At 56.6% G+C, this 14,336-nt stretch carries 12 protein-coding genes; 6 read left to right on the plus strand and 6 right to left on the minus strand.

What is annotated here, in order from left to right:
• From LQ220_RS20240 to LQ220_RS20250, 3 genes are all read left to right on the plus strand, one after another.
• On the plus strand, nt 1-561 hold a 561-nt coding region (locus tag LQ220_RS20240), incomplete at its 5' end, for a GDP-mannose 4,6-dehydratase (RefSeq protein ID WP_230189931.1).
• 2 nt (nt 562-563) lie between these two features.
• Nucleotides 564-1,523: a GDP-L-fucose synthase gene (locus tag LQ220_RS20245; RefSeq protein ID WP_290369070.1), complete on the plus strand. Its 960-nt coding sequence runs from the start codon at nt 564-566 to the stop codon at nt 1,521-1,523.
• Nucleotides 1,520-2,764: a WcaI family glycosyltransferase gene (locus tag LQ220_RS20250; protein ID WP_230189932.1), complete on the plus strand. Its 1,245-nt coding sequence runs from the start codon at nt 1,520-1,522 to the stop codon at nt 2,762-2,764. Before LQ220_RS20245 ends, LQ220_RS20250 begins: the two co-directional genes overlap by 4 nt.
• Nucleotides 2,765-2,878: 114 nt before the next feature.
• Here the strand turns inward: LQ220_RS20250 and LQ220_RS20255 are convergent, their stop codons facing one another.
• From LQ220_RS20255 to LQ220_RS20270, 4 genes are read right to left on the minus strand one after another with little or no spacing between them, the layout of a single operon-like run.
• Entirely contained in the window at nt 2,879-4,180 is a 1,302-nt protein-coding gene (locus LQ220_RS20255; protein WP_230189933.1) for an O-antigen ligase family protein, read from the minus strand.
• Nucleotides 4,177-5,424, minus strand: a complete 1,248-nt coding sequence (locus LQ220_RS20260) for a hypothetical protein (RefSeq protein ID WP_230189934.1) — start codon at nt 5,422-5,424, stop codon at nt 4,177-4,179. The genes LQ220_RS20255 and LQ220_RS20260 overlap by 4 nt, the downstream gene beginning before the upstream one ends.
• 2 nt (nt 5,425-5,426) lie before the next feature.
• On the minus strand, nt 5,427-7,628 hold the full coding sequence (locus tag LQ220_RS20265) for a polysaccharide biosynthesis tyrosine autokinase (RefSeq protein WP_230189935.1): 2,202 nt from the start codon (nt 7,626-7,628) through the stop codon (nt 5,427-5,429).
• 1 nt (nt 7,629) lies between these two features.
• Complete coding sequence (locus LQ220_RS20270) at nt 7,630-8,340, minus strand: polysaccharide biosynthesis/export family protein (protein WP_230189936.1); 711 nt, start codon at nt 8,338-8,340, stop codon at nt 7,630-7,632.
• 271 nt (nt 8,341-8,611) lie between these two features.
• On the opposite strand from LQ220_RS20270, the gene LQ220_RS20275 reads away from it, so the two are divergent.
• The 3 genes from LQ220_RS20275 (at nt 8,612) to LQ220_RS20285 (ending at nt 12,785) form a co-directional block, all read left to right on the plus strand.
• On the plus strand, nt 8,612-9,022 hold the full coding sequence (locus LQ220_RS20275; RefSeq protein ID WP_230189937.1) for a hypothetical protein: 411 nt from the start codon (nt 8,612-8,614) through the stop codon (nt 9,020-9,022).
• Nucleotides 9,023-9,540: 518 nt separating this feature from the next.
• Entirely contained in the window at nt 9,541-9,885 is a 345-nt protein-coding gene (locus LQ220_RS20280; RefSeq protein ID WP_230189938.1) for a hypothetical protein, read from the plus strand.
• A 335-nt stretch (nt 9,886-10,220) separates the two neighbouring features.
• Nucleotides 10,221-12,785, plus strand: a complete 2,565-nt coding sequence (locus tag LQ220_RS20285) for a calcium-binding protein (protein ID WP_230189939.1) — start codon at nt 10,221-10,223, stop codon at nt 12,783-12,785.
• A gap of 514 nt (nt 12,786-13,299) precedes the next feature.
• Here LQ220_RS20285 and LQ220_RS25095 read toward each other — a convergent pair.
• Nucleotides 13,300-13,674 carry a response regulator gene (locus LQ220_RS25095; RefSeq protein WP_354958297.1) on the minus strand — a complete coding sequence of 125 codons (375 nt, stop codon included), beginning with the start codon at nt 13,672-13,674 and terminating at the stop codon, nt 13,300-13,302.
• Nucleotides 13,675-14,014: 340 nt separating this feature from the next.
• Nucleotides 14,015-14,161 (minus strand): hypothetical protein, encoded by a 147-nt coding sequence (locus LQ220_RS20290; protein ID WP_230189940.1) that lies wholly within the window; start codon nt 14,159-14,161, stop codon nt 14,015-14,017.
• Between the last annotated feature and the right edge of the window lie 175 nt (nt 14,162-14,336).

Below are 14,336 nucleotides of genomic sequence, written 5' to 3' on the forward strand. Positions count from 1 at the left end.
GTGGTGAACTACCGCGAAGCCTATGGAATGCATGCCTCCAACGGTATCCTCTTCAATCATGAAAGCCCGCTGCGAGGCGAAACCTTTGTTACGCGCAAGATCACGCGCGCGGCTGCGGCTATCAAGCTGGGTCGGCAGGAAAAGCTGTGGCTTGGTAACCTTGATGCCAAGCGCGACTGGGGCCATGCCCGCGAATATGTCCGTGGCATGTGGATGATGCTGCAGAATGACGAGCCGGATGATTATGTCCTCGCCACCGGCGAAACGACCAAGGTGCGAACCTTTGTCGAATGGGCTTTTGAAGATGTCGGCATAGCGTTGCGCTGGGAAGGTGAAGGCGCTGAAGAAAAAGGCTATTGCGAGGCAACAGGGCGGTGCCTGATTGAAGTGGACCCCCGCTATTTCCGTCCTACGGAAGTGGACCTGCTGCTAGGCGATCCGACAAAGGCAAAAACGAAGCTTGGATGGGAGCATGAAACCTCCATCCGTCAGCTGGCCCGGGAAATGGTTGAAGCCGATCTGATCGTTATGGAGACGGCTCCCATAGCCAAAGGTATTTAGCAATGACTGGGGAAGTCATTTTCGCGCTGGAAGGCAAAAGGGTCTATGTCGCAGGCCACCGCGGCATGGTGGGCTCAGCTCTTGTTCGCCGTCTTGCGGCCGAAAACTGCACGATTGTTACCGCGAGCCGCGCTGAACTGGATCTCAAGGATCAAGCCTCAGTCCGGACCTGGTTCGCCCGCGAAACGCCCGATGTTGTATTTCTTGCAGCCGCAAAGGTTGGCGGCATTCTCGCCAATGATAGTTATCCTGCCGATTTCCTCTACGATAATTTGATGATTGAAGCCAACGTTGTCGAGGCCGCCTATCGCAGCGGCGTCGAGAAATTGATGTTTTTGGGCTCGAGCTGCATTTATCCAAAGTTGGCACCCCAGCCAATTGTGGAGGCGTCACTACTGACAGGTGCGCTCGAACCGACTAATGAATGGTACGCCGTCGCAAAGATTGCAGGTATCAAGCTATGCCAGGCATATCGTCGCCAGCATGGCTGCGACTTTATCTCCGCCATGCCTACCAACCTCTATGGACCTGGCGACAATTTCGATCTTGCCTCGAGCCATGTTTTGCCCGCGCTTATCCGCAAGGCCCACGAGGCAAAGACCAGCGAGTCACCGACGATGGAAATATGGGGAACAGGCACCCCTCGCCGCGAATTTCTTCACGTCGATGATCTTGCCGATGCCTGTATATTCCTGATGAGGCGCTACTCGCAGGACGAACATGTCAATGTGGGTTCAGGAGACGACATTCCGATCATCGAACTCGTCAAGCTTGTGTGCGACGTTGTCGGGTTTAAGGGCGAAATCTCCCAGGATCTTTCGAAGCCTGATGGAACGCCTCGGAAATTGATGTCAGGAGACAAGCTTCAGTCCATGGGCTGGACCCCAACAATCGGTCTGCGCGAAGGCATAGCCGACGTTTATGGACGTTTCATCGAACAGGAAGCTAGGCTGGGCGCGTGAAAATCCTGATCGTTGGGCTAAACTACGCGCCTGAGCCGGTGGGCATCGGCCCCTATACGACGGGAATGGCGGAGGCACTGGTGGCAAATGGACACGATGTGCATGTTGTCGCCGGAAAGCCCTATTACCCCTATTGGAAAACGGACGCAGATTATACCGCAGCAGGGTGGAAGCGCACCCGAGAGAATGAGGTAGGGATTACCAGATGTCCCATATATGTACCTGCCCTTCCTTCAGGCATTAAGCGCATCTTGCATCACCTAAGCTTTGCCGTCTCCGCATTGGTACCAGCATGTCTGCAGGCTCGGCGGATGAAGGCGGACATCGTACTTGCTGTCGCGCCGTCCCTGCTCTCCGCGCCCGTTGCGCGGCTCGCGGCATGGGTTGGAGGCGCGAAAATGTGGCTTCATATTCAGGACCTCGAAGTTGAAGCGGCCTTCGCGATGGGACTGATGCAAGAAGGAAGCAAGCTGGGCAGCCTCGCCCGCTATGTCGAAGCGGGCGCGTTGCGCCTCGCCGATATGGTGAGCACGATCTCCCCGCAAATGCGGGACAAGATTCGCGCGAAAACGGCAACGCCCGTCGTGGAATTTCGCAATTGGGCGAATGTGGAGGACATCGGCGCGAGCGCTGCTGCCTCTTCCTACCGTAAGGAATGGGACTTGGGCGACAGGCATGTCGCCCTCTACTCGGGCAATCTTGCAAACAAGCAGGGAATTGAGATTATCGGGGAGGCAGCGCGGCTCTTGCAGCATCGGGAGGATCTGCTGTTTATTGTTTGCGGGGACGGCGCCAATCGCGAAGCTCTTGTCAAACGCGCGGAAGGCATTTCGAATATCCGTTTCTATGGACTGCAGCCTAAGGAACGCCTTGGCGAACTGCTGAGCATTGCTTCGGTGCATCTCTTACCGCAGGTCGCTGACGCCGCCGATCTCGTGCTTCCCTCCAAGCTTACCAATATGCTTGCCTCCGGACGAGCAGTCGTTGCCACTGCAGCGCATGGCACTGGCTTGGCCGATGAAGTGGAAGACTGTGGCGTGGTTGTCCCGCCTGGCGATGCCATTGCGTTCGCGAATGCTATTACCAGCTTGCTCGACTCCCCAATCGACCGGCGGCGCTATGGAGAGGCCGCGCGCCAAAGAGCCAAGGACCGGTGGAGCAAGTCGGCGATCCTGACCCGCTTCGAAGCGGATCTGCTTGGACTGGCAGACACTGCGATCCAACAAAATGCCGCATTCTGACGACGGTTAGAAGTATATCGGGTGTAGGAATCGAAGACATCCGGTAGGCGTCCTCAGCGCTATACGGCTCAAAGCCTTCAGAACCATCTCCTCTGCAAAATCCGGCGCGCTGCTTTAGTGAATGGCTTCTCTGCGTCGCTGGCGCTTTGCGCTTCTTCGAGGCACTGTAACGCACAGAGCGCACAGGAAGCCGATCAGAGCATTTAACCCTATTACCCGGAAAGGGTAATCGACCGTTGAATGCGCCAGCGTCCCGATCAAGCCGAAAAGCGCGAAGGTGGCCAGCCCCTCTCTTCGTCTTTTTATCGTTGCTGCCAAAAGAAAGAGCACAATGAATAGGGCGGTCACGATCCCGAACAGGCCGCCCTCCACGAAAAACTGAAGATACTCGTTATGTGCTGCGTTGATATAGGAGGGTGTGATCGCGCTAACGGGTTCGACAGCCTCATAAGCGATCCGAAAATTGCCTAAACCAGCCCCCGCCGGCCAAACTGCATTCGCCGCCCGGAGGCTGTTTTGCCAAATGTCCCACCGTGCCTCATCCGCGACCTGGAAACGGTCCGCTGCAACTTTCACCACACCCGTGGCCGGTAACCATGCAAGCAGCAACCAACCGCCCAACGATGCCAGAACGCCAATGGCCAAAACGCGCCATCGCACATCGCTGCGCAGTGCCGTACCATAGCTTCCAAGGGTTATAATGAGAAACAGCACTATGCTGGCGCGTGATGCCGATGCAACGACGGCGGCAAGATAGAGGAGAAGCAGCGATTGCAAAAGGATTTGGGCACGGTACAAGCCATATCGCTCGATCCAGCGGGCTTTGTTGGCAAAGAGGAGCGGCGTAACCAACAAAAATAGATCGCCAAAATGATTGCGGCTGGCAAAGAGGCCCACAGCCACGCGAGGATGATAAAACTCATAAAGATTGAACGGTATGACGCCGACAGCTTGGGCAATGCCGACGAATGCAACGAAGGCTGCAAGCACTAGCACGGTGTTGATGAGCAAAGCGCGTTCATCGCGATTTAACGCAGCTGTGAGCCACATAAGCACAAGCGCAGGTGCCAGAGATAGGAGGGAGTATAGAGTTGCATCTGGGGAAAGCGTCACCGGCCGCCACGAAAAGCTCGCCTGCGGGTAGCTGCCAGAAAGCTGTCCCAGCGCTGACGAAAAGCCGCTTGGCAGAGGCAGCAATTGAAGAATGTAGAGCACGATTATCGGACCGATTACCCAACCTACCGAAAAATCTCTTAGGCCACGCCCCTCTCCAACCCAAATGGAAGCGACTAAGCAGAATATGGCCAGAATGCTAAGCCCCATCTCGAAGTCGGGTCGGCTCGCACTGCCGCCCAAGATAAAGCAGGCAGCTACCAGTCCGCTGGCGAGGTAAAAATCAAGCCCAAAAGTCTTCATTGGGCACCTCCATCGCGTGCGATCATGACAGAGGTAAGATCGATGTCCACAGCTTGGGCGCTATCAAGCGTGTCGAGGGACAGCACCAGCAAATAATATCGCTTGGCGCTGGGCACATCGAAGGAAACCGAGCTCAGGCGATTGGCCACAGGCACTGGCAGCGCCAGCGTCTCCAAATGACTTTTGTCCGTCGACGAGACAAGATTTACCACAAGTTTTGCGCCCGCCGCGCTCTCCCCCATGTTGGCGCGACCCGTCGCTTGAACCCTGTACGATCCTGCCGGTAACTGTATCACCTGTTGCGCAATCTCGTATCGGCCGGGTGCATCGGTTCTTACGTGCAGCCCCGCTGAGCGAGAACCGTTTTTCAGGAGCGATGCCTCAAGGCCGGGACTGGCAATCAACTTCCAGTCAAAGGGGCCGTTGTTCTTATCTGCCAGAGCAAACTGACTGTCATTTACGAAGGATTTACGACTGAAAGGTTTGAACGCCCCGCGAAGGAGCAAAGCTTCATCGCTCAAACCCCGTCGTTGAAGTTCAGATATCGCAGGGGAAGCGGTCGCAAGATCCAGTACCTGCGCGCCACCTGATCCTTGTTTTGCATGCATCGCATCAAGAAACAGAGCACGGCGACTCATCAATTGTTGATCGGAGAGCTGGCCCACGTTTGTCAAAAATGCCTTGGTCCACGGAGACGTTTTGCTGACCAATGGAAGCAACGCTCGACGGCCTGCCGACGATGCTTCAAGTGTACGAACCTCCTCGGCAAGAACATCATTGGCCCAACCCGCTCTGAACAGAGCGTCTAAGCGTTGAGCCTGCTGAAAAGGATCTTGCGAGAAAGACGCACGCTCGAGCCAATATGTCTCCACGCTGTAATCTCGGTGACCGAGCAGCGAAGCAGCACGCATCCAAGCGTCGGCGCCTTTTTGATCCCCCTCAAGGTCGGCAACCGAACCCAAGGCAGCAAGTGCCAGTTGATTAAAGGGCTGACGCTTAAGCGCCGCTTCCGCGAGCACTGTTGCTTCGCGCAGTTTGAGATCGCCCACGCATTGGTTGGCACGTTTTGCCAAAGTTTCACTGCGGTACAGCAGCGTATGTGCGAGGGAGGCACATTGCGGATCTTGCGCGATCCGATCATCCCAATAGTAGCGCCCCGCCCCAGCGATCCAGAGAGCCGCGATAACTGTAATACCGATCTTAATTACGGTATGGGGTACTGCGGATGGGGTTTGGGCCGTCATAGTCAGTAGCTATAATATTCGAGGTCGTATCCCAGTCCCATACGGTTGCTGATATCGACCTTTGTGAGGATGGTACCTGAGACGGGTGTATCGAACCTGCGGATGCGATTGAGGGCAGCTTTTGCGCGACCGCGGTGGCTGCGATTGGCTTCGACGACGAACAGGACGACGTCACTGCGCGAAGCGAGCAGCGGTGCGTCGGCGAGCCCCAGGATCGGTGGGCCGTCGAGGACGATGTGATCGTAGCGGCTGGTGAGGTCGTGCAGCATCGCTGCAAATGCGCCTGAGCCAAGAAGGTCGGTCGGATTGGGCGGGATGGACCCGGCGAGCATATAGTCGAACCGGAGCTTGGAATGGGTCGTGATAGGCGGCTGCTCTATCTGTTGGGTGAGATATTCGGTAAGGCCCGGGACCGGCGCCCTGGCCTGGATCTCGGCAAGGCGTTTTCTGAGCGAGGGTCGCCGCAGATCGCATTCCACCAGCAAGGTACGCTTGTTGAGTCGGGCAAGCGCATTAGCCAGACCGATGGTACTGGAGGATTTGCCTTCGCCTGGCTGGGCGCTTGTGATCATGATGACATGCGGCACTTTACCCGCACTGCTCAATAGCACGGCTATGGCGGCCGAATGATAGGCTTCGCTGGTCGCTGAACGCGGGGATTCCAGTTCCAGATCTATCGCCCCGCCATTTTTGAACTGCGGGATGACCCCCAGGGTCGGCAGACCGAACTTGCGTTCGGCGTCCGGCCCTGTCTGCACCCGGTCATCGAAGAGTTCGCGTATGATGATCGCCGCGGCCGCGACGATCAGGCCCAGCAGCACGGCGATGGCCAAGTTGATGCCAAGCCGTGGCGAGGTCGGCTTCAGCGGGGGATCGGCACGATCGATGATCGAGATATTATTAGCGGCAATACCCGAAGCGGCACTGACCTCCTTGAAGCGCTGCAGCAGCGCTTCGTACATCGACCGATTGGAGTCCACGTCCCTGCGCAATATATTATACTGGATGGACTGGCTCTGCTCCTCAAGCGTCGCCTTCTTCATGTCCTCGACCGCATCAGCGAGCGCCTCCTCCTGCTGGCGGGCGGTGTCATATTGATCGACGATCGAGCGGCGGATGGCACCGTTCATGGCATTAAGCTGCCGGTCAAGCTCGGCGATAACAGCTTTGGCTTGTATGACGGTCGGATAATCGGCCTTGTGGCGTTTCAGCTCATCCTGGAGAACAGCGGTCCTCTCCGCCTTGGCCTGATAAAGATCCTGGATGGCTTTGTTGCTATAGGATTCCGGCAAGGCGCCCACCGGGGTCTTCTGCGCCACCCGCCAGCGTTGCTCCGCTGCGATCCTGTTGGCCGTGGCGCTAGCGTAAGCGGAGTTCAGCGCAACCAGGCTGGACACCGTTACCGAGTTGGGTTGCCCCTCCCCTTTCTCATCGCTGCCTTGCTGGGTGTCTATGAGGCCTGCCTGCCGCGCATAGACGACCAGCTGGCGTTCCGATGCTTCGAGGCGTTCGCGCGCCGGAACCAGCTGCTTCTGCAGGAACGAGCGCGCATAGGAGGTGCTGTTGAACTTGCGTTGCAGATTGCCGGTAATGAAGTTCTCCGCAAACGCATTGGCGATACGCGAGGACAGCTTTGGATCCGGGCTTTTGAACGCGATACTCGCCACCCGCGAGTTTCGTGGCAGGTCGACATTGAGGTTCTTGTCGAGAAGGTCCAGCACGGTTTCCCGGCGAAGCTGCTCGGGATTGGCACCTGCTGGCACACGCAGTTTAGCGCCCATCATCTCGATGAAGTCAGTGCCGGCAAAAAGATTGAGGCTTTGTGCGACCCGTACCGCCGTCGCCCGGCTTTTGAGAACCTGGATGTTGGTTTCCAAAAAGCGATCGGCATCCTGATAGGCGGCGCCTGCATCCTGGTCTTCAGTGCCCAGCACACGTTCGGTCTGCTGGTCGATCTGTACCGTAGCACTCGCAGTATAAAGCGGCGTCATCAGCAACGTGCCGACAGCGCCCAGTACCAGTGCTGCAACAAGGATCGAGAGCACGATCCAACGGCTGCGATAGGCAGCGCCCGCGATCCAGACAAAGCGCTGGTAGAGATCGGCAAAGGTCATCCCGCGACCGGCATCCGCCTCGTCATAATAGCGCTCACCAGATTGACGCTGGTCGATTGCCGACCGCGGTGGGTTTGCCATGTCGACCATGTCAGAAGTTCCTGAACACGTTGAGGAAAGGCGCCGTTTGCAGGAAGTCGCGATAGGCGCCCTTAACGGCATTGAACCCGACAACGACCATGTCATTTCCTTCGATCTGCGGGTCCGATGCCTGCCCCTTGCGGATGGCATTGACGTCGAACAGGCCGCCCATGCGCTTGCCCCCGACCATGCGGAACACCACGACCTCATCGAGGGCCGCGACACGCGTGGGGCCGTGCGCCAGCGCCAGCGCCCGCAGCAGCGTCATGCGCCCTCCTACAGGATAGCTGCCGGGCTGCATGACATTGCCTTCGACCGTGACCTGCTGCGACACCGCAACATTGACGATCACCGAGACCTGCGGTTTTTCCAGATATCGGGCGCCCAGGCGCTGCTCAAGATCGCTGGCAAGCTGGGCTGTCGTCAGGCCTGCCGCTTGGACAGATCCGATCAGCGGCATAGATATATGCCCCGACGCTTCGACAACCGCTTCCTTGAGGCTGAGGTCAGGCTCCTGGAATACCGTAATGGAGATCGTGTCCGAAGGGCTGATCCTGTAGTCGGTTACGGGGAGCGGGCCCTTCTCAGGGTCGCCGATCAGGGCGTAAGCCGGTTCGCCACGCGGCAAAACGTCAGAGGTTGCGCATCCGGCCAGCACTGCTGCACAGCACAGCATGAGCGCGCCAACCGACAGACGCATTCCCAAGCCCCTCTTACTCATAGAACACATCCCGCTCGACTTTGCGCCTGTAAAACCAGCCGGTCACAGACCACTCGCGCCGTATAAGCCATATTGCAGTGCAGAAGGGAACTCTATTTTAAAAACGATCACTTCCTGTACGGTACTGCAACGATCCGTCAGCCAATACTCCAGCCTGTCCAGTACTGATACAATAATCCTTTATGTCATAAGGGATGATTGCATATTACGCACTTGCAACAGACCCTCGATTCGGGTTAACAGCGATTTACCTAAAACAGGGGATACGATTATGAAGCTGTCACGCTACCTCGCGGCATGCGCCGCAGCATCTCTGGTTGTTATGCCCTCCTTGGCAGGCGCCGTTACAACCTCGGTGAACTATTCTGCCATCTATCGCGCCACGGAAAAGGCCGCTGCGACCTACAAGAGCCAGGTCGCTGCATGCGCCGGTGATGCCGCCTGCCTCAAAACCGCAGACAAGACGCTCAAAGCCGCACAGTTCCGCATCGCGACTTCAACGGCCAACCCAGAGCTCACGCCCGCTAACCAGCGCGCCACCGCACGCCAGCTCACCGAGATCCTCAACCGCTCGGTCAGCTGTTCAGCCGCAGACGCTGCAACCTGTGCAAAGCAGAACAGCAAGACCCTCGGATCGCTCCTCTATCGCATAACCAACCAGGATCCCATCAGCCCCGTCTGATCACAACCTGGAACACGGTAGTACTGCAAAATAAGCCCGGCCGAAACGCCGGGCTTTTTTTGGTGCCAAGTGCGCACACCGTCAGCGCCCATGCAGGAACCCTCCCCCCATGAATGGCAAAGCACACTTCGACCCATAAGTTGGCGCACCCCGTTCGAAACCTGATATGGGTAATCCCAGAGAAAGCGCATAACGCTCTGCAGAAGCTAAGACGCAGGAACGCAAAAGCCGGTCCTGCACACTCGCCCGCATCTCACACCATAGCTGTACCGGGACAGCCCACGACAACGCACATTTTGGGTAGCTCCCGGCGGCGCATCACTCGTGCTGCCTGCCCCGATGCCGTAATGCCCAACCGTTGCCCGACCATTTACTATTATCAGGCAGCCCACCCGTCCCTAATCGGCTTGCCGCCTTCTTGGCGCGCGGGATCATGGGACGGCAAGAATTGCTACAAGGCGTGGTAAAGCCATGTTCACCTTCATTGTATTTCCATAGTCAGCCGGTAGAAGACCCAGATGCGCATCCCAGACATGTATCATCGCCTGATCGAATGGATCGGAGACGGAACCGGCATGTCCGACACGATCCTTCACATTCATGCCGGCATGGCCGTTCTGCTGCTCGCGCGCGTTATTTCCCGGCGCTCGCTTGGCACTTTCGTGCCTCTTAGCTGCGTTGCGTTCTCCGAACTGGGAAACGAAGTCATGGACCGCCTGCACTTTGGATCATGGCGCTGGCCCGACACGACGAGCGATATAATCAACACCTTGTTCTGGCCAACCGTCATCTGTCTAGCCGTCCGGATCCGTCCTCTGCTGCTGAGGGATTTCGCACCCGATATGTCAACCCTAAGGCAATGACCACCCTGTCCGTCTTATGAGGGACAGTCGGCAGAAAGAGGAACCGGACTCGTCCGATGGCACCGGCGAGACGATCGGCTTCGGCTGCATTGGCCGCATCCAAGAGCCCTCCCAAATGGCTTCAGCAATATAACAAAGAAGTTATTACGGTCACTGAATAAGATCTGGCTCAAGATCATACGTGTTCCAAATATTCCTCGAAGAACACGGCAGGCCGGGTCGCTTACGCGACCAATGACGATATACAGCGGGAACTATACCGAATATGGATTAGGATGGAGGTCGCGTCTCCATCGTCGTTTTAAGCACCAAGGGTGCATTCGGGTGGGAATATAATGGCAAATACAATATACCTGTCTTCCAGCATCACGGCTGGAGGGATACAATCGGCAATTTCGTCCTTAAATGATGGAGATACTCTTGTATTTCCAAAGGGAAAGACATTCCTTCTCTCGACAGGTCTCGACGTAAATGTGACCAACCGGTCGGTCACGATCGACTTGAACGGCTCAACGCTCAAGCAGGCGGGCGATATCACGGTCCTCTCCGTCGATGGCAGTCACGCAGCCAGTGCTTCTGCGGTGCTTGGCAAAAATGCCTCGGGCGCAGTTACCGTGAAATACGCAGATGCAGGCAGTGTTTCGGTAGGTGACTATGTCAAAGTCTATTCCGACGATGTGTTGCCCAACGATCAGGGCGCTGCCACGCGGCTCGGTCAGGCAATGAAAGTCACCGCTGTCAACGGCACAACGCTGACGCTGGACGGCGACTTACACTATGCAAGTCTCTACAAGACCAATGTGAGAGCTTCAGCCTATGAAAGCGGGACGGCTGTCATCAAGAATGGCGAGATCGTCGGTGACCAGTCCCATCCAACCTGGACGAAGGCTCTGGTGGAGGTGCGCTCGACCATCGGCACGCAGATCGACCATGTTGCGGTGCGAGACGGCAACTCGATGGGTTTCAACTTTGTCGACGCGGTAGACGGTCGCGTTACGCAATCATCTGCCATCAATCTTACCGACGACACGGCAAACGGCCATTATGGCTACGGCGTTCACTCTGCCAGTTCTGTTGGCACCACCGTTGAAGGCTTTTATGCCGAGAAAGTCCGCCATGCGACGGACGACAACGCCGTCGGCTTGACCGCCACGCATGTCGATCCTTCCAAATATGGCGCTGACTTCGGCATGAAGGTCTCGGACGTCATTGCAAACGGCACCACAGCCTATGCATTTTCCTGGCATTCCGAAGGCCGATTCAACAGCGTGACCGACAGCCTTGTGTTTAACAGCTACGGTGTGCTTGGCGGTCGCGGACTGGACAACAGCTTCTCGAACGTTTCAGGCGCCAGCAACGGTCGCGGCATCGTGTTCTTCGAATATGGCGATGGAGACGGGCGACGGATCGATGTCTCCAGCGTTAATCTCAAAGAAAATAGCGGTTATGCCTATTATCGGCAGAACAACGCCATCGATAACAGCATCTCACACAGCGTCTTCGAGATTCTGACCAACAAGGTCACGATCGCCCCGACCGATCCGAGCACATCGATAACCGACACGGTGCTGAAAATCGGCGCGTTCGCAACGGACGAGGTCATTACAGGGACCGGTAACGCCGATCAGATCCTTGGTGCAAAAGGCACTGATACCATCGATGGCAAGGCAGGAAATGACTATATCTGGGGCGGCCTTGGCGCCGATATTCTGACAGGCGGCAGCGGAGTCGACCGCTTCGCTTATCAGGGGGTGGCAGAGGCTGGCGATGTGATCAAGGACTTTCAGGCCGGCGCGTCAGGCGACGTCATAGACCTGTCGGTCATCTCCCGATCACTCAACTGGGACGACCTTAGCGGGCATGTGCGCTATGTCCAGTCGGGCACGAACACACTGCTTCAAATCGATGCCAACGGTGGCGGGGACAGCTATACGACGATCGCTACGCTTGAAGGCGTCACCGCTTCCGCGCTTACCGCAGCCAACACATCGACCGACATCATCGTCACCAACAATGGTGCAAATTATGTGGGTAATGTAATCTCCAAGCCGCAGGGGCCTGGTGCATTGCCACCCGCTTTTAGTGATCAGAGCGGCTTGGCCTACCAGCAGGGCTCTGACGACAACGACACCTTGCTTGGCACCAGCGCGGCGGACCTCTTGGTAGGGGCTGGCGGCAAGGACTGGATAAGCGGGATGGAAGGGGATGATGTGCTCGCAGGCGGTAGTGGGGCGGACATTCTGATGGGCGGCTCGGGCCGCGATACTGTGAGTTATGCCGACGCGGCGGCAGCGGTGACGGTCAATCTCGGCACACCGTCGCTCAACACAGGCGATGCCGCCGGCGACAGTTTCGGGCAGATCGAAAATCTCACAGGCAGTGGATTTGGCGATAAGATCACGGGTAGCGCAAGCGTCAATCTTCTAAGCGGTCTTGAGGGCAATGACGTCCTTTACGGCTTGGCCGGTGTCGACACTCTATTGGGCGGCGGCGGCGCTGACCGTCTGGAGGGCGGCACGCAGAACGACACACTCTCCGGTGGCACTGGCGCAGACCTGCTCATCGGTGGCAGCGGCTATGATAAGCTTACCGGCGGAACAGATGCCGATAAATTCATCCTCAACAGCCCCAAAGATGGCGTCGATACCATCACCGATTTCCAGCACGGCGTCGACAAGATTGGCCTTAGCTCTGGCTTCGGCATAGCGAGCCTTTCGGACATGGCATTTGTCAGCAGCAGCAAGCCTGCAGCAACTTCGGGTGATCCGACCCTGCTTTACAACTCGGCGAGCGGAAGCCTGTGGTGGGATGACGACGGCAAAGGATGGCATGCCCCGGTACAGGTGGCGCAATTGACCAATGCGCCGCAACTTACACTATCGGACATCGTCCTGTTCTAGTCGGGAGCGTAAAGTAGAAGATGGTGCAATGGCCCACGCGATAATCCAAACCGGGTGGGCCATTGCGCGATACACGCCGTCGCACCTGACAGGGTTGCGGCTAGTTCTTTCTTCGAAGCGTGAAGTCGCGCGGTCCTTAGAACGTACGCGCTTGTTTCATGCGCGTTTGGCATTTCCCATTCAGAGGTATTTTCCAACCAGCGACATTCCCACTTTGCTCCATCCCCATGTACCGTGGAGACGACAGAAAGCCGGTATTTCGTGGTTTTGCCGAGACAATAAGCCCTTAATGGCCGTGGTGCGGCAAGAGGGGTGAGCCTCTTACCCCATGATTGCGAAGGCATTGGAATCAACCTGGCAATCGCCAACGATATTTAGGTTTCGGCTGCCATCTTGCTCGCCCTACCGCCATACACCCGCAGCCGACCCAAACGGAGCAGCACACCGAATTAGTCCGTGTTCTATCGAAAATCTCTGGTACGCAAAGCGGCTGCAAGTTGATCTAGGCTACACCTCATGTCCTGCGGTCGGAGGGTTTGAATCCGGATAACTCAACGATGTCATTAACAATGGCCAACATAGGTACAGGCTTTGCGTGGAAGCGGTCAGCCCCGGCAGAATAACAGCCTTGCGCGATGCTCCCAATGGCAGCCGCAGACACAGCCACTATGGGTATACTGCATGTGCGAACGTCCCGCCGCAGCTGGGCAATTATGATTCTGCCATCGACTGATGGAAGGAAGACGTCAACAATGATTGCAATTGGTCGTGCGTTCGCAGCAGCGTCCACCGCGGTTCGTTCATCGGCAACTTCGACTGGATCATACCCATGAGCACGCAGCACCGCCCCATAAAGCTTTCTATGAAGCAGGTTGTCTTCGATCACCATTACTTCGCTTGCCACTGCCTAGTTCTCCGTCCTGGACCACTCTGGGTCTTGTGGCAAAGTCGGTGTGTTCTCGTTCCGTGAGCGACTCGCTTGGTGTTCCGACAGATTTGGTTGATCTGGAATGCCGGAAGCGATGCGCTGGGGTAACAAACGATCGGGCATTACGCTCTCGATCATCGTCATAAGGCGGTTGCCTGTGAATGGCTTTGGAAGAAAGCCGGGGAACTCATGACTGGCCGTGTCTCGGTATCGAAAATGGCCCGGCATGATTATAATCTGCGCACGCGGTTGCGCTGTAGCCACTTGGCAAGCCAACGATACCATCGATACTTGCAGGCATCTACACATCTGTCACAAGCAGATCGATTTTCTGACCAGCTTGGATCATCATGAATGCAGCATCGTCTGTTCCAGCTTGCGCAACTTCAAACCCCAAATCTTCCACACATTCACATAATATTTTGCCAAGCAGTACGTCATCTTCCACAACAATTATCGACCACGAACGCCCCCGTTTCGGGCATCCATATAGAAGTGCTAAACCTCTGTTTTGTCAACATTTTACTGCAAATGACCTGGAGGCGTTTCCTGCACCGCATTCGACTTCACAACTGAGCGGCAGTGAATTTACCGGTTCTTTGGCGGTTCATGCTTGTTGGCGG

The organism is Sphingobium sp. CECT 9361 (assembly GCF_918741285.1).
Lineage (GTDB): Bacteria > Pseudomonadota > Alphaproteobacteria > Sphingomonadales > Sphingomonadaceae > Sphingobium.